The sequence below is a fragment of the Blautia sp. OM07-19 genome, from assembly GCF_003481595.1.
Taxonomy (GTDB): Bacteria; Bacillota; Clostridia; order Lachnospirales; family Lachnospiraceae; genus Blautia_A; species Blautia_A intestinihominis.
Window position 1 is genome coordinate 58,618 of sequence record NZ_QULA01000006.1, and the last position, 16,691, is coordinate 75,308.

A 16,691-nucleotide genomic window follows, 5' to 3' on the forward strand; every position below is an offset into this window, starting at 1 on the left:
CTTTTCACAGAATCCTCACAGATTTATCCAATTTTTATCACAACTTTCTCATAGAATATTTCAAGGAGCGGATGTAAGATCCGCTCTGTAATAAAAGATGTTTCCGGGTACCCCCCTATCTCTGTTTCGCCCGGAAGCATCTTCTGTTTGTAAAGAAAAGGAGGAGAATTTTGTGATTGAAGTAAACAATTTGGTCAAACGTTATGGCGACCATACAGCAGTTGACCACCTTTCTTTTAAGATAGAGAAGGGAAAAATCTACGGCTTTCTCGGGCCGAACGGAGCTGGTAAATCAACGACTATGAACATGATTACCGGTTATATAGCATCTACGGAAGGAACGGTAACCATTGACGGTCATGACATACTGGAAGAACCGGAACAGGCAAAGAAATGTATCGGTTATCTGCCGGAAATTCCGCCTCTTTATTTCGATATGACAGTGCTCGAATATATGAATTTCGCCGCTGATCTCAAAAAAATCCCAAAAAACGAAAAGAAATCCATGGTTGAAGAAGTCATGGAGATGGTCAAGATCTCAGATATGCGTAACCGCCTGATCAAAAATCTGTCCAAAGGTTACAGACAGAGAGTTGGACTTGCACAGGCGATCCTAGGATATCCGGAAGTTATCATCCTGGATGAGCCGACAGTAGGACTTGACCCGAAGCAGATCATAGAGATCCGCGATCTGATCAAGAGCCTTAAAAAGAAACATACCGTTATCCTGAGTTCTCATATTCTTTCTGAGGTAAGTGCAGTATGTGATTATGTATTGATCATTTCTCATGGCAAACTGGTTGCCAGCGATACGCCGGATAACCTGGGGAAACTCGCGCAGGGTTCCAACAATCTGTCACTTCTTGTCAAAGGAGATAAGGACAAGATCCGTATTCTGCTTGGAGAGATCGAGGGGATCAAGGAGATCGCGATCAACGCAGCCAAGGATCAGGAAGGCTGGGAAGTGAAACTTTCCACAGAAGAAAGTACAGATATCCGTGAGGAAGTTTTCTTTAAGATGGCAGAACATCATTATCCGATCCTTGAAATGCAGTCCAAGAAAGTATCCCTCGAAGAGATCTTCCTGGAGCTGACCGAAGATGACAAGAAGAAAAAACCTGAGGAACCGGAGAAGGAGGGAGAAACGAAATGACAGCAGTATATAAGAGAGAGCTGAGAAGTTATCTCACATCTATGGTAGGATATTTGTTTATTTTCTTTATCCTGCTTCTTACAGGTATTTATTTTTCGGCCTATCAGCTGGCAGCAGCTTATCCGAAATTTGAATATACGTTAAGTGCGCTGACCTTTGTATTTCTGATCAGCGTTCCAATTCTGACCATGAGAGTTCTTGCAGAAGAACGGAAACAGAAGACAGACCAGCTGCTTCTGACAGCGCCGGTTTCTGTCGGCCAGATCGTTCTTGGTAAATATCTTGCACTGGTAACGATCTTTGCGATTCCGATGGTCATCATGTGCTTTTACCCACTTCTGATGTCAAAATTCGGAACAGTTTCTTTTGCAGGAGCCTATACAGGTATTCTGGGATTTTTTCTGCTTGGCTGTGCAAACCTTGCAATTGGTGTATTTGTATCTTCCCTGACTGAGAGTCAGGTTATTGCAGCAGTTCTTACCTTTGTATTTCTATTTGCATTTTATATGATGAACGGAATTTCCTCATTCTTTTCAGAGGGAGCTCTGTCTACCTGCATTACATTTGGACTTCTGATCCTTGCGGCAGCTCTGATCATTTATACGATGATCAAGAATCTGCTGATCTCGGCAGCAGTATGTGTGATCGGAGAGATCATTCTTGCGATTATATATGTGGTAAATTCTTCTTTCTTCTCAGGCGGGATCCAGAAGGTTCTGAATATCGTTAACCTGAGCAGCCATTTTGATAACTTTGCCAATTCGATCTTTGACATCAAGGGAATCCTGTATTTCGTGTCAGTGATCGCAGTTTGTCTTTTCCTGACCGTACAGTCTATTGCGAAGAGACGTTGGAATTAAGGAGGCGAGAAAGATGAAACTGAAGGAAAAGTTTAACAAAAAAGACGGGCAGAACAAGAAAGAAAAGAAGCCGTTAAAGCAGAGGATTAAAGAATCCATGAATGGAAAATATCTGAAAAACGGTTCCTATAGTGTTGTGATCAGTGCGATTTTTATTGTGATCGTAATTGTGATCAATATGATCGTCGGATCTCTGCCATCCAAATATACAGAGTTTGATGTAAGCTCACAGAAGCTTTATAGTATCGGCGATGAGACGAAAGCTTATCTCAAGAAGCTGGACAAGGATATCACGATCTATCAGGTTGTCCAGAGTGGTTCTGAGGATGAGACATTAAAGAGACTTCTGGAAAAATATGCGGAAGAATCTTCGCATATTAAAGTTGAGACAAAAGACCCTGTTGTAAATCCGAAATTTACTTCTCAGTATACAAGTGATGATGTTTCTGCAAACAGCCTGATCGTTGTATGCGGTGACAGAAGCAAAGTCGTATCTTACGATACGATCTACCAGTCCTCCATGGACTATAACACTTACAGTTATACAACAACAGGATTCGACGGCGAAGGACAGATCGACAGCGCGATCTCTTATGTAACATCCGAAAATCTTCCGATCCTGTACACACTCGACGGACATGGAGAGAAGGAACTCGATTCTACCTTAAAAGAAGATATCGAGAAAGCGAATATCGATATCCAGTCCCTGAATCTTCTGACAGAAGAGAGCGTGCCGGATGATGCAGCCTGCCTGCTGATCAACGCACCGACAAGTGATATTTCCGAGACAGAAAAAGATGCGATCATCGAGTATCTGGAAAACGGCGGCAAGGCTATGATCTTCTCTGATTATACGGAAGAATCCATGACAAACTTTGACGCTGTACTTGCAAATTACGGCGTAGAGAGAACAGAGGGAATCGTGATTGAGGGAGATTCCCAGCATTACGCACAGATGCCATATTATCTGGTTCCGACAGTTAACAGCACAGATGCGATCACAGATTTTGCTTCCAAGGGATATTATGTGCTGATGCCTACAGCACAGGGTATCCAGAAAACAGATGATGTGAGAGATACGGTAACGATAGAGAGTCTTCTTACTACATCAGACAGTGCATATTCCAAGGTGGATGTAAACAGTGGAAGCATTGAGGAAACAGATGACGATATCAAGGGACCATTTGACCTAGGTGTAAGCATCACAGAATCTCTGGATGATGACAAAGAAACACAGATCGTTTATTATGCTTCCTCCAATCTGATGGACAGCCAGATCAATCAGATGGTATCCGGTGGAAATGAGCAGATGATCATGGAATCCTTAAGCTGGATGTGTAGCTCCGATGAAACTTCTACGATTTCTGTTTCGGCAAAAGACCTCCAGGTTTCTTACCTGACTCTGACTGCCTATGATGCAAGTTTCTGGAAGATCATTATCATGGGTCTGATTCCGGTTGCATTTCTGGTGATCGGCTTCGGCGTATGGCTGAAAAGGAGAAAAGCATAATGAAAAAAAAGACAGTAAAATTTGTCTCTGCTGTAGTTGCACTTGGCGTGGTGTCCGGAGCTTATGTGGGCGTAAATTCTTATGTTTCTTCTCAGGAAAAGAAAGAATCTGAGGAAGAGGACACAAGTGTTGAACTGACCAGCCTGTCTACAGATGATATTACTTCGGTTGCATTCACAGCAGGACAGGACAATGTAGAATTTGACAAAAAAGACGACGCCTGGTCGGAAAAAAGCGATGCGGATTTCCCGGTGGATCAGGATACTGTAAATACTGCAGTGGGAGGGATCGCATCCCTCTCTGCTGCACAGGAAATCTCTGATGTGGAGGATTTAAGTGAATATGATCTGGATTCTCCACAGAATGAGATCAAACTTACGACAGATGACGGAGATACAGTACTTCAGATCGGTATGGAGAATGAATCCACCAGCCAGTATTATGTGAAGAAAAGCGATGATGACAAGAATGTATATCTGGTAGACAGCTCTGCAGTGGAGCCATTTATGGGAACTCTGTATGACTTTGCAGAGAGCGGAACGTTCCCATCTGTAACTTCCTCAACGATCACAGAGGTTAAAGTTGATAAAGAAGATGGCTATGAACTGACCCAGGATCCGGATAATCTCTTCTGGAATGTGTCAGATGGAAAGACATCCGAAAAAGCAGATACCGATAAGGCCGGAACGGTGACATCAGCAATCGGTTCACTGGCATATGACAGCTTTGTGGATTATAACTGCACAGATGATTCCAAATATGGATTTGATGATCCGTATGCAGTGATCACTGCGAAATATACGGAGGAAGAAGCGGTAGAGGAGGATGATTCTGAGGAAGCGGAAGATGCAGATTCCGAGACTACAGCAGATGAAGATTCTGATACAACATCAGGAGATGCGGATTCAGAGAATACCGATACTACAGATGCCGATGAGGCATCAGAAGACACGGATGCAGAAGGGACAGATACAGACTCTGAGGATACAGAAACAAAAACAGTAGAGAAAGAGATTACCATCTATGTCGGTGATGAAACAGGAGATGACCGTTATGTGAAAGCAGATGACAGCAAAGAAGTCTACACGATCACGAAAGACTCCCTGACAGATATCCTGGACAGCAAGGCTTCTGATTTCTACAGTCTTTCTGTAAATTACCTCTCTGTCAACAGTCTGGATTCCCTGGAAGTAAAATCATCAGATGGTGATCATACAGTAACTGTGACAAGAGAAACATCCAAAGACAGCGATGATGAGGATGCAGAAGAAACAACAATGGTTTCCTACAAACTTGATGGCGTAGATCTGGATGATACAACCTTTACAACATTCTACAATAAACTCATCAATATGACTGCGCAGCAGCGCCTTACCGAAAAATACACTCCGGAAGGTAATCCGGCATATACCTTCGTATTCAAAGATACCGATGGCAATGAGACAACTGCAGAGTATTATGAGTACGATACAAACTTCTATGCAGCAGTTGTCGGAGACAAAGTCTATTTGGTCAACAAGATGAATATCCGCGATATGGATGAAGCATATCAGGATGTGATAAATACAGATACAAAAGACACAGCTTCCGAAACTACAGATTCTGAAGAAACTTCAGAGGAGACAGAAGTTACAGCAACACCAGCACAGGCCAAATAAAAAAAGACCGCCCGGACTGATATGAAATTATCAGCCCGGGCGGTCTTTTTTACAGATATTTAAAAATGGACATTGCTGAAAGACCAGTTACTGAACGGTCCGAATACTTTCTTTTTACCGACGATCTTGTATGCCCGGATTCTCATTCCGATTTTATCTAAGCTGGAGAAGCTTTCACCGAATTTAGTCTGTCTTGTGAATTTGGAATAAGTATGAGAACTTCCGAATTCCCTTCCCCAGATCTGAACCTGATATCCATAGGCTCCTTTTACTTTCTTCCAGGTTGTTCCGTAAGTTACGCCATTTGCACCATTGGCACTGAGATTTTTCCAGAAACGGACACCGGTCTGAACCGGAGTTCCAAGACCATTATTGCTGACGGCTTTTCGGACTCCCTGAAGCCGGTTGCTGGCACTGCTGTAAACCCGTTTTTTTCCATACTGACGGAAAGCTCTTACGAGATAGGTGTATCTGCTTCCTGTTTTGGCCTTGCGGTCAATGTAGGAGACGGTTTTGTTTCCCTTTACCCCACCGATACATTTGTCATTCCGGTAGATCACATATCCGGAAGCGTTTGAGACTTTGCTCCAGGTGAGCTGTATGCCGCTGCTGGCAGACTTTGCACTCTTTAATCTGGGTGCGGATACTCTGACCGCCGCCTGCGAAGTAACCGGAAACCCGATGACCATCATACAGACTGCAATAAGAACTGCGAATAGTTTTTTGAAATTTTTCTTTTTCATGCGCGTTTCTCCTTGGTTTTTGATAAGTTTATTGTAGCGTGTCTGCGGGGAGGATACAATAGAAAAAGAATAAAAATTTCTCACCCTGTATTATCATGAGGGAAGTGATACATTGAGACAGGATGGGTAGGATATTAAGAAATGTGGTCAGTGGCAGATAAGTAGGTGGAAGTAGTAGGCTGTATATTTTAAAAGAATATGAAGGAAGAGAAAATTGGCTTTATTGCTGTTATTCGAGAATTAATATTGATGTAGAAAAACAGGATTGATATAATATTGAGTAAATTAAGAAAAGGGGTGTGGAAATGGAAGAAGAAAATCGGAAGCTTGGAGAACTTACATTGGAGGAGTTTGCAGCTATTTTTGAGACTTCAGCTAAAGATCAGAAATCTAAGAGTGGTATTAGAAGAAATCAACTAAAAAGTAGTATAAAAACAGATGGAAACAAAGGTAAAATAATAGCGATTATTCAACCTTTGTTAGAGATATATGATGCTTTATCTGACACTAAACCGGAGCAAGGAACACTAGAGAGAATTAAAGCTGTGTGGCCTGATATACGTGAAAAAACGCCCTATTCTTCAGGGGCAGATATTTATTTTGGAGAGAGTATTGTTAAAGATGACAGTAAATATATGAGAAAAATTAAGGAAGAATTGGAGAATGTAAAAGAAAGCACAGTCAAAGAGATTTCAAATATATTAATAAATTTCAGTGAGGAAAACGGAAAACAACATTTATCTAATTGTTTGGAATTATATAGAAAGATGGGAATAAATATAGATATAAAAAAAGGAGAAGGTAATATGGAAGAATCTAAAGATAATAAGGTAAAGGAGGAGCTTGAAGATTTAATTAGCAACGGTGCAACTCAAATCATACTCACTGGTGCACCAGGAACAGGCAAAACCCGTATGGCGAAGGAAATTGCGAAAGAAATTGCGAAAGAATGTGAATGTGGCGAAAAATTAAATGATAAAAACTATGAATTCGTTCAATTCCATCCTTCGTATGATTACACGGATTTTGTCGAAGGTCTTCGTCCGATTGAAGACAAAGACAAAGACAAAGATGGAAACACAACCATGGTTTTCCGCAAGGTAGATGGCATTTTCAAAAAATTCTGCCGTGATGTCGCAGTTCAAAACAAAGAAGATAAAAAAAATAAGAAAAAGAAGTATTTCTTCCTTATTGACGAAATTAACCGTGCAGATTTATCAAAGGTATTCGGAGAATTAATGTTCTGCCTGGAAACGGACAAGCGCGGAAAAGGCAATGCAGTACAGACCCAGTATCAAAATCTCCCGACATATGATGTAAAAGAAAAGAAATATTATGGAGAAAATGAGGATATTTTCGCAAACGGATTTTATATTCCAGAAAATGTAATCATTATCGGAACCATGAATGATATTGACCGATCCGTAGAAAGTATGGATTTCGCACTCCGTCGTAGATTTATTTGGAAAGAAGTGGAAGTTACTAGAGATTTATTGAAAAATTCGTTAAAAGGTATTTTAGGCGAATATAAAGAAAAGTATAAGTGTAATTTTGAATGCAACAAGGTTGCCGAAGTAATTGCGGATAGTATTATGAATTTGAACAATGAAAAATTAAAAGATAATCCAAATTTCGGAAAACATTACTTTATCAGCCAGGGACAGTTTGCTAATTTACCGGGCAATATAATAAATCAGGCAATAGACGCAGGAGAAAAAGCTGAAGATAAAACAGAGGCTATTGCAAAGTCATTAATAAGCTCCGTCTGGGATTTAAGACTAGAATCTCTTTTATACGAATATATTCGAGGAGAAGGTGACGAACAAGATTTTGTAGAAGAGTGTAAGAAGGCATTAGAAAGCAGAGAAGAAAAAGAATCAACACAAGCATAAGAGGAACTCACCGAATAATGAGCAATTTAATCAAACTAAAAGATTACAGCAATGTTTCAGAGAAAAATGAACTAACTCAGGAAAAGCTGCGGGAACAACTGCTAAAGCTTTCAGCTGATAATGTTTTTTCCATTCCTGAGATGTCAGATGAAGAGAAAGAATCATTCCGTGTCCTTGCGAACTTTAACGGAAAGTTGTGGACACAAAATTATACAGGCATTCTTCAAATAGAAGACAGAAACGTTTTTATCAGCAGCAGGTTTGACGATGATTCTTGTTTTTTTACGCAGTATATACTTGATAAAGCGTTGGGGATGAAGATCAATATTTTTCAGGATATGAAACCCGGTGTAAACCATGGAGGCATTCTGGAACAGCTTCTGGCATTCATTTTTGTGGAACAGATTGAACATGCCTGTCGCAAGGGATTATATCGAAGATATCGCACTTATGAGTGTAATGACTCCAGAGTGAAAGGGAAAATTGATATTACACGACATATTCGCCTGAATCCACTTAACAATGGCAAGATTGCATATTCATACAGAGAATACACCATTGATAATGATGTAAATAAGCTGATTTTTACGGCATATACATATCTTCAGAAAAGATACCCGGATACCATGAAAAGCCTTGAAAAAAGAAGAAAAACTGTTGGCGAATGTATGTCAAAGTTCCGCAATATTATGCAGCCGGCCTCCAGGCAGGAGGCTCAGAAACTTGTTCAGCGTGAACGCAGGAAGATTACGCATTCCGTATATCATGACTGGGAGGAAGTACGCAAAACAGCTATAATACTTCTCAGACACATGGGAATTTCTGTGGAGAATGATAAAGATAAAGCACAAAATAAGATCCATGGTGTACTGATCAACATGAACTGGATCTGGGAGAAATATCTGGAAAGTATTCTTAAGGACAAACTAAAAGAAGAATATTGCCTTAAAGCACAGCATGAGAAAAAAATATTTTTCCTGAACGGAGAAGGACAAGGGAAGCGGACATTAAAACCGGATTTATGCATTTTTAAGAAAGAAAATGTAAATACAAATACACCGGTATTGATACTGGATGCCAAATATAAAAATGCATGGAGTAAAGCAGCAGTAGGAGAAGAGTTTGAAGAAAGTGTAAGAGAAGACTGTTTCCAGATACTGTCATACATGTACGGATTCGGATGTAATAAATCGGGTATTTTTTGTCCGGTGGTAGAAGCAGAAGAAGAAGCTCCAAAATTACTCGATTATACAATAACTGATGAGCCGGGTAGTAGAAAATATGAGAAATTTTATCTTCTTCCATTGCAGATTCCAAAGAGTGAAAACAATAATTTTAAAAATTTCAAGAATGAAATTAAAGACAGTGAAGATAAGTTTGCTGCTCAGGTAAAGGACATTTTGCTGCTCAAGGTAAAGCAAATTTTAGAAAATCTGGAACAAAAATAATAGAAACCAGTACAAAAACAGAAGACCCCCGTGGTCTTCTGTTTTTGTATCTGCAGAAAATGAATTTAAAAGTAGAGAAAATTTTTTTTAAAAGTAACGAAAAAAATTTTAGAATACTCTTGACTTTTTTTACCCTGTGTGTACCACAAATTTACCCTGGGCATAAAAAGTTTTCCCCCCCCGTTAAAAAAAAATTTACCCTGGGCGAATTTTTTTTAGTCTACTGTGGCATTAAATTTAGGCGGGTGCTATCATGTACGACACAAGGAGGAAATAACAAATTATTTCAAAAAACGGGAGGAGAAAAACTTATGGAAGAAAATTACTCAGTAGCAGACGAATATGACAATCGTGAAGATATTTTTGAGGATATTCCGGAAGACCAGGTGGAGGAAACGGAAAGGGAAATAAGGAATCTGAGAAAATGGTTTGATATTTTTGAGAAAGAATATTGTGATGATGAAGGTCTTCCGGATGACGATAAAGAAGATGCCTGGGAAGAAGAAAGTCTTCAGGACGATGATATGGAGTTATACGCTGTACCTGAAAAAACCTGTGAAAGTGGAGAGCTTCGTGGAGAGAAACCAGAAAGCGACTGGAATGAAATCGAGATGGATATTCAGAAGGAGTCACCAGGTGAGGAAGAGGAACCTCTTCATGAAGAAGAGGTTGATTTGGATGATCCGGAATTATTTGCGTTTCTGTACAACTATTATATGGAACATGAACGTTCTAAAACGTTAGCGAAGGCTGATTGGTAAATTGCAGGCAGTACCAATAAGTACTGCCTGGTGACAGGAGGAAAAAGTATGGACACATCAGAACTTGCAAAACGAATGAAAAAATATGAAGCAGTATCAAAAAACGTGTTAATGAAAAAAGCACCGGTGATCCTCAGACTGGATGGACGGGCATTTCATACCTTTACCAGAAATTTTGTGAAACCCTTTGACCAGCTTCTGATGGAGGTAATGCAGGCTACGATGAAATATCTCTGTGAAAACATTCAGGGATGCGTTATTGGATATACACAGTCTGATGAGATAACGCTGGTTCTTACAGATTACAAAAAACTTACATCAGAAGCCTGGTTTGATTATGAAGTGCAGAAAATGTGTAGTATTGCAGCAAGTATGGCAACGTTGGAATTTAATCGTCAGATGCAGCAGCGTGTGGAACTTGCAGAAGAACGTGAGGCAGAAATATACAAAAAATCCCTCGACAAAGGGGCAACATTTGACTGCCGTGCATTTAATGTGCCCAAGGAAGAAGTGGCGAATAATCTTTACTGGCGTCAGCTGGATGCCATGAGAAACTCAATCCAGATGCTTGGACAGGCAAATTTCCGCCATAAAGAATTACAGCATAAAAACTGCCGCCAGATTAAAGAGATGTTACTGACACAGAAAGGACTTTCCTGGGATGACCTTCCTTCACAGTTTCAGAGAGGGAGCTGTTGTATCAAGGGAACTTATGATTTCGAAACCCTCTCTGTTGAACCGGGAACGGTGAGAATGCATTGGGTGATTGACAAGGATATCCCGGTTTTTAAAGATGAAGGAAGAGAGTATGTGAACAGCAGAGTGTATATTGGAGAGGGAAATGAATGAGTTTTATTATTATCAGAACTTATGGAGACGAATGGAAAAGGGATGTGAAAAACGACTGGTTTTTTGAATCAGATGAAGAAATAGACAGGGAATTTATGAATCTGGTCGAATCTGAATTCAGCGAAGAAGAACAATTTCTGCACCATCCGGAAGTCATAAAATATCTTGATATCTTTGGAATATATGAAAAAAGTCCTTATATATATAGTGCGGAAGAGTGGCTTATTGGTCCATTGTTTAAGGACGAAGCTCCGGTAAGGGAAAGATTTGTGTGGGCATTTCCATATTAAAACTGGGATGTATTGCAGTGAAATATCCGAAGGCAAAAATTGTACTGGTAAATCAAAGAGCAGAAAATAATCCAGATAAAATCTATCATGTCCCGGAATACAAGGCATGTATGGTATATACATAATCCAGAATACCCATCGCTGAGATCCTGCGTTATATTTCACAAACATAAAGTATCCGATTCATCATACCGCCCGTACGGCTACTGCAGTACGCTGTAGCCGTGCGGCAAATTAAGAAGCATGATAAGTGGCAGTTAGGGCGTAGGGAATAGATTGCGGATACTTTCCAACCACAGAATGAAAGAGAGACATTCTTCAGAATACCAGATGAAGAATCACAACGTAAATTAAAACCAGATTTGTGTATTTACAAAAAAGGAAATAAAACCACACCTGCGCTGATCCTGGACGCGAAATATAAAAATGCCTGGAGTGATGCTGCTCAAAATGGCAATTTTAATGAAAAAAGCGTAAGAGAAGACTGTTTCCAGATACTGGCATATATGTATCGGTTCAGATGTAACAAAGCAGGAATATTCTGCCCCTGTATATACCGCACAGTCAAGAAAGTAAAAATAATAGCTTCAAATCCTTTAAAGAAGCAATGGAAACAAACGAAAAAAAAATTTAAAAACCAGGTAAAAAAAATTCTGGAAATACCTTGATATTTTTTTACCCATATGACCTGATTCCTCCCCGGAATATATGAAATCTGTCCTGAAGCAAAAAAGTTTTACCCTGAAAAAACTTTTTTCTGCAAACCCTTGGATCTGTTTGTTGGCGAATGTTATACTTATAGCGAACAATAAAACAGAGCAGATTTCAAATGTTTGGGGAGGACTTTTTTTATGAGAGAAGAATATTTAGCAGAAGAAATGAACGAGCGTGATGACTTATTTGAGGACATCCCGGACGACGAACTGGAAGAAGTGGAAAGAGAGGCAAGAGAGCTGCGCAGCTGGTTCGAAAATCCCGATATGTGGGCGGGAAAATCTGTCCATGATTACATGGAAGACGGATGGAGCGAAGATCACTGGTATGAAGAAGATGAGGACATTGATGATTCAGACGTGGATATCTTCACAGATGAGTTCGATTATGATGATGCTTCCCTTTTGAATCTTATAAGCGAAGAGCCTGACGAATCCAATGAAGAGATGTTTGAAGAAGAGGATGATGAAACATTATGGAAATCTGACGAAGAGGATGTAGTCGAGATGGATCTGGATGATCCGGATGTGTTTGCATTTCTCTACATGTTTTATATGGAACATGCAGATTGCACCGGATGTAAAATGCAGGAAGGTGATGAAATATGATATATATAACGGGCGACTGCCACCAGGATTTTGAAAGATTCAATATAGATGTTTTTCCAGAACAAAAAGAAATGACCAAGGATGATTGTGTGATCATCTGTGGAGACTTTGGCGGTGTCTGGAACAGAAACGAAGAAAGCAGCAGAGAAGCAAAGCTCATGGACTGGCTGGAGAACAGACCATTTACAACATTATTTGTGGATGGGAATCACGAGAATTTTGATCGGCTTTATGCTTATCCGGTCGAAAAATGGCACGGGGGCAAGGTTCATAAGATACGGCCGTCCGTTATTCATCTGATGCGTGGACAGGTGTTTGAAATTGATGGGAAAAGCATATTTGCATTTGGCGGAGCCAGCAGCCATGATATTGCCGGAGGCATCCTTGAACCAGATGATCCCGATTTTAAGAAAAAGAAGAAGAAATTGGATCAGGGCTGGTATCCATACCGGGTAAATCATGTGAGCTGGTGGAAGCAGGAACTTCCATCCGAAGAAGAGATGCAGGAAGGAATCGAGAACCTGGCAGCACATGATAACAAAGTGGATTTTATTGTAACACATTGCTGTGCATCGAGTACGCAAACCTTACTTGGAGGCGGGTTGTACAAGACGGATATTCTTACAGAATATCACGAAAAAATCCGCCAGAATACAAGTTTTAAGAAATGGTTCTTCGGACACTATCACGATAATCGAAATGTGAATATGGAAGAAATTCTGATCTATGAGCAGATGATTAGAATCTGGTAAGATCATGAAACAGGTTTACCAGTTTACAGAGATTGTAGCGGCACAGGCAGGTGCCGCCATAGCAGGGAGGAAAAATGTCTTTAAGAATACCTTTAAGATCAGAAAAACCAGGAAACGTACAAATATCCGAAAAAGAATTCTGGAGAGAGTCATGCGGGAAATCCTCTATGTCAATGAACGAAGACAGAGAATGGTCGGAAGACGATATGGACTGGTCATTTAAAATTCAAGATGAAAAGCAACTGGAACAATGCCTGCAAATGAAAACAGACGATATACACTGGGATATCTTTAAAGACGCATATGAGTGTCCAGGAGCAATAAAAGTAGAGGTCTGGTCATGGGAGACTTTAATGGGAGAAAGATCCTTCTTTTATGTGGAAAGACCACTGACGGCTGCGATTCTGTTAAACAATCAGGCTGAAACTGAAAAATTTGTGGAAGAACAGCCAGTCACAATGAGTCCGGGACTGGAAAGTGCGATTGCTTTTCTGAACGAAGAACGTACTGAGAAATTTATAAAAGAATATGGAGAACTGGCATCACAGGTGCGGTTATCTGCCATTTATGAGGCTCAGAATACCACCCTGCTGAAATATTACATAAAAACACACCGTAGCCGGGATCTACAGGAACTGAGAACTTATCTGGAATGGCTGAATAACAGGAGAAAAGATAAAAAAAGCATAGAACGAAAGCTGTACGAATGGAACGCATATAACGAGAACGAAAATTTCTGGTTTTTTAAATTATTTGTTCGAACCTTTGAAATAGAAAGAGAGCCAGAAATAATAATCATAAGGGATATTCAGCGACGACTTCTGGACTATCTGAGCAGAACGATAATGGTAGAAGGTGAGATGCGTGAAATCTTTTGGACAAACCTGAACTGGGATGATCTGGATGATATGACAGAATCTAAATTTATAAATTGTGTCCGATATTTCATGTTGTTGACAAAGAAATATGGACCGCTTGATATCACAGATGAAGTACAGGATATCATATCAGGTGAGATCGTTGCACTGGATATGATAAGATTAAAATCTGGCATAAGAAAAAACTTCGTGAAGCTGAATCAGTATGAAGTAAAGATGCCAAAGGATAATGCAAAGGCTGGAATCATGCGTGGGAAATGGCTGAAACGCCTGATGCGATATGCAGTTTCGGAAACACTGTGGGAGAAAACCGATCCGGTCACAGAGTGGATCATACAGAGAGATGACTGGAAACTTGTAAAACGCGCAATCAGACAAAAATATATTGGGAAGGAAAATGCAGACAAACTTCTGGAGTATGCAGCCACTGTGGAAAATACAGAAACAGATCCACGAATTGTTCAGTTGCTGCTGGCAGAAAGATAAGATACAAACAGCTTTTGCACAGGGAACCCGAAAATTAATAAATACTATTCAAAAAGAAAGGAACAGGTTAGTGAGAAGTAATATCAGCTACAGACCATATGCAAACGTAGATTATGAAAAAATTTATAAAAAAGTAGTAGAAATGGATCCGTCCATAGAAGAATTCATAGACGAAGTAAGAGAAATCGAACTTCCGGAAGATGAGGAAATACAGCAGTTGGAAGCCGGGCTGAGAAAAAAGGACAAAAAAGCAACGGAAAGGCTTATAGAACTGTATACGAGATATGCGGTAAGACTGGGTTTACAAAGAGCGGAAGAGCACGAAATGAATATCATAGATGCAATTTCGGAAGCGCATATAGGGCTTGTTGTGGCAGCAAACAACTACAATATTGACAGATGCGGTATATTTGAGGAATATGCACACACTTATATCATAAGCAGATTTGACAGAAATCAGGAAACAACAAGGAAGACAATGCATTATCCGGCTGGCCCAAAAGGAAATTACTTTAAAGTATACCGTAAGTTGAGAGATAATGGATATAAACCTGAAAAGCTTAAAGAATCAGAGAAGAAGGAAGCATTTGAACTTCTTCGGAAGGAAACAAATCTGTCAGTAGAAGAGATAGAAATTGCTATGGATGCAATGATTCCGGAAGAATCCATGGAGCAGTATTTTGTAGAAAACTACATAGAAGAAAGCAATTGCTATACAAATGACGTGCCAGAAGAATTCATTACAGAAATGGAAGAAGTAGAGAAAGAAATAGACATTCATAAAGCTGCTGAGGCACTGGATCAGGTGATGGATACACTGGCTCCGAGAGAAAAAGAAATCCTCAGGCTGAGATATGGGCTGACAGATGGAAAAGAATATACACTGGAGGAAGTTAGCCAGAAATTTGGCGTAACCAGAGAACGTATAAGGCAGATTGAAGCGAAAGCATTACGCAAACTGCGTCATCCAGTCAGAGGCAGAATTTTACATAAGTATATAGAATAAAAGAAAAACGACAAGAGTTGGTTAACAGACAGGAGCAAAAATGGGCTTAAAATTCTCTGGAACAAACTATGAAGATCAGAATGGGATAGAAAAGTATATAAAAGACGGAATCATCATCATGAGTCCGGAACTGGAGAGCACCATTGCTTTTATGGATGAAAAACACAGTGAGGAATTTATAAAAAAGCACAGAGATCTGGCAGATCAGGTACGGCTGTCTGCTATTTACGAGGCACAGAATATTCCACTGTTAAGAGAATATATCAGAAATCATTATAAGGATGAGGTACACGAAGAACTTCGGGCATATCTGGAATGGCTGAATGGAAAGAAAAAGCGGAAGGAAAAAATAAAAAGAAGACTGTATGTACGGAAAAAGGATAGTTATACAGAAGATTTTCGATTTTTCAAAATATTTCTGCGTACCTACTGGATGAGAGAGAATCCGGATATGCTGATCATCAGAGATATACAGAGAAGACTTCTTGAGTATCTGGAATCAGAAATAACAGATGAACTGGCTGGTTACAGTTTTTCCGGGATAAATCTGAACTGGGATGATCTGAATGATATGGATAAACCAGATGCCATAAATTGTGTTCAGTATTTTATGCTGCTGACACAGAAATATGGTCCGGTTGATGTTTCGGATAAAGTTTATGATTTCGTGGATGACGGTGTGTACGTGCTGGACATGATAAAATTAAAGTCCGGTGTAAGAAAGAACTTTGTGGCATTGCATCAGTATGAGGTGGAGATGCCGGAGAGCAGACAAAAGGAAAGTATCATACAGAAAAAATGGACAAAGAGGCTGATGCACTACGCAGTTCCGGATAAGCTTCGGGAAGAAACCGATCCGATTACAGAATGGATCATAAAGAAAAATGACAGAAAACTCATAAAGTATGCGATCAAACAGAAATATATCGGAAAAGAAAATGCAGGGAAACTTCTGGAATATGCTTTTTCTCTGAAAAATGTGGAAACAGATGATTGGATCATTGAACTGCTGACAGAAGAAATGACCGGGCATAAGCAGCAGTCTGTGGAGAAATCCGTAAAAACTCAATGAGAAGGAGCTGG

Annotated in this window: 17 protein-coding genes; 16 read left to right on the forward strand and 1 reads right to left on the reverse strand. The window is 39.9% G+C overall.

The features are described from left to right. Positions 1 to 172 precede the first annotated feature (172 nt). Genes DXC01_RS06190 through DXC01_RS06205 form a run of 4 tightly spaced genes read left to right on the forward strand, consistent with a single transcriptional unit; the run spans position 173 to position 5,181 of the window. A complete protein-coding gene (locus DXC01_RS06190) occupies positions 173 to 1,153 on the forward strand; it encodes an ABC transporter ATP-binding protein (protein WP_118698522.1) in 981 nt (326 codons plus the stop codon). Further along, positions 1,150 to 2,013: an ABC transporter permease gene (locus DXC01_RS06195; RefSeq protein WP_118698523.1), complete on the forward strand. Its 864-nt coding sequence runs from the start codon at positions 1,150 to 1,152 to the stop codon at positions 2,011 to 2,013. Before DXC01_RS06190 ends, DXC01_RS06195 begins: the two co-directional genes overlap by 4 nt. 13 nt (positions 2,014 to 2,026) lie before the next feature. After that, a complete protein-coding gene (locus tag DXC01_RS06200; RefSeq protein WP_118698524.1) occupies positions 2,027 to 3,523 on the forward strand; it encodes a GldG family protein in 1,497 nt (498 codons plus the stop codon). Further along, a complete protein-coding gene (locus tag DXC01_RS06205) occupies positions 3,523 to 5,181 on the forward strand; it encodes a DUF4340 domain-containing protein (protein WP_118698525.1) in 1,659 nt (552 codons plus the stop codon). The genes DXC01_RS06200 and DXC01_RS06205 overlap by 1 nt, the downstream gene beginning before the upstream one ends. A gap of 59 nt (positions 5,182 to 5,240) precedes the next feature. On the opposite strand, the gene DXC01_RS06210 is transcribed toward DXC01_RS06205, so the two are convergent. Beyond that, on the reverse strand, positions 5,241 to 5,924 hold the full coding sequence (locus DXC01_RS06210) for a hypothetical protein (RefSeq protein WP_022213720.1): 684 nt from the start codon (positions 5,922 to 5,924) through the stop codon (positions 5,241 to 5,243). 305 nt (positions 5,925 to 6,229) lie between these two features. Between DXC01_RS06210 and DXC01_RS06215 the strand changes: the two genes are divergently transcribed. From DXC01_RS06215 to DXC01_RS06270, 12 genes are all read left to right on the forward strand, one after another. Then, entirely contained in the window at positions 6,230 to 7,816 is a 1,587-nt protein-coding gene (locus tag DXC01_RS06215) for an McrB family protein (RefSeq protein WP_118698526.1), read from the forward strand. Positions 7,817 to 7,833: 17 nt separating this feature from the next. Next, on the forward strand, positions 7,834 to 9,264 hold the full coding sequence (locus DXC01_RS06220; protein ID WP_118698527.1) for an McrC family protein: 1,431 nt from the start codon (positions 7,834 to 7,836) through the stop codon (positions 9,262 to 9,264). Positions 9,265 to 9,575: 311 nt separating this feature from the next. Next, positions 9,576 to 10,025 (forward strand): hypothetical protein, encoded by a 450-nt coding sequence (locus tag DXC01_RS06225; protein WP_118698528.1) that lies wholly within the window; start codon positions 9,576 to 9,578, stop codon positions 10,023 to 10,025. 48 nt (positions 10,026 to 10,073) lie between these two features. After that, positions 10,074 to 10,874, forward strand: a complete 801-nt coding sequence (locus DXC01_RS06230; RefSeq protein WP_118698529.1) for a tRNA(His) guanylyltransferase Thg1 family protein — start codon at positions 10,074 to 10,076, stop codon at positions 10,872 to 10,874. Continuing rightward, entirely contained in the window at positions 10,871 to 11,164 is a 294-nt protein-coding gene (locus tag DXC01_RS06235; protein ID WP_118698530.1) for a hypothetical protein, read from the forward strand. The genes DXC01_RS06230 and DXC01_RS06235 overlap by 4 nt, the downstream gene beginning before the upstream one ends. 275 nt (positions 11,165 to 11,439) lie before the next feature. After that, positions 11,440 to 11,832 (forward strand): 5-methylcytosine restriction system specificity protein McrC, encoded by a 393-nt coding sequence (locus DXC01_RS21420; protein WP_118698531.1) that lies wholly within the window; start codon positions 11,440 to 11,442, stop codon positions 11,830 to 11,832. Between the two features lie 183 nt (positions 11,833 to 12,015). Continuing rightward, on the forward strand, positions 12,016 to 12,486 hold the full coding sequence (locus DXC01_RS06245; RefSeq protein ID WP_118698532.1) for a hypothetical protein: 471 nt from the start codon (positions 12,016 to 12,018) through the stop codon (positions 12,484 to 12,486). Next, positions 12,483 to 13,238, forward strand: a complete 756-nt coding sequence (locus tag DXC01_RS06250; RefSeq protein ID WP_118698533.1) for a metallophosphoesterase family protein — start codon at positions 12,483 to 12,485, stop codon at positions 13,236 to 13,238. The genes DXC01_RS06245 and DXC01_RS06250 overlap by 4 nt, the downstream gene beginning before the upstream one ends. A 4-nt stretch (positions 13,239 to 13,242) precedes the next feature. Continuing rightward, positions 13,243 to 13,461: a hypothetical protein gene (locus tag DXC01_RS06255; protein ID WP_118698534.1), complete on the forward strand. Its 219-nt coding sequence runs from the start codon at positions 13,243 to 13,245 to the stop codon at positions 13,459 to 13,461. Next, the gene (locus DXC01_RS06260; protein ID WP_147399625.1) at positions 13,406 to 14,602 is read left to right on the forward strand and encodes a hypothetical protein; all 1,197 of its coding nucleotides are present in this window, start codon (positions 13,406 to 13,408) and stop codon (positions 14,600 to 14,602) included. Before DXC01_RS06255 ends, DXC01_RS06260 begins: the two co-directional genes overlap by 56 nt. A gap of 70 nt (positions 14,603 to 14,672) precedes the next feature. Then, a complete protein-coding gene (locus tag DXC01_RS06265; RefSeq protein WP_158583619.1) occupies positions 14,673 to 15,608 on the forward strand; it encodes a sigma-70 family RNA polymerase sigma factor in 936 nt (311 codons plus the stop codon). Between the two features lie 40 nt (positions 15,609 to 15,648). Then, complete coding sequence (locus tag DXC01_RS06270) at positions 15,649 to 16,680, forward strand: hypothetical protein (protein ID WP_118698537.1); 1,032 nt, start codon at positions 15,649 to 15,651, stop codon at positions 16,678 to 16,680. The last annotated feature ends 11 nt before the right edge of the window (positions 16,681 to 16,691 follow it).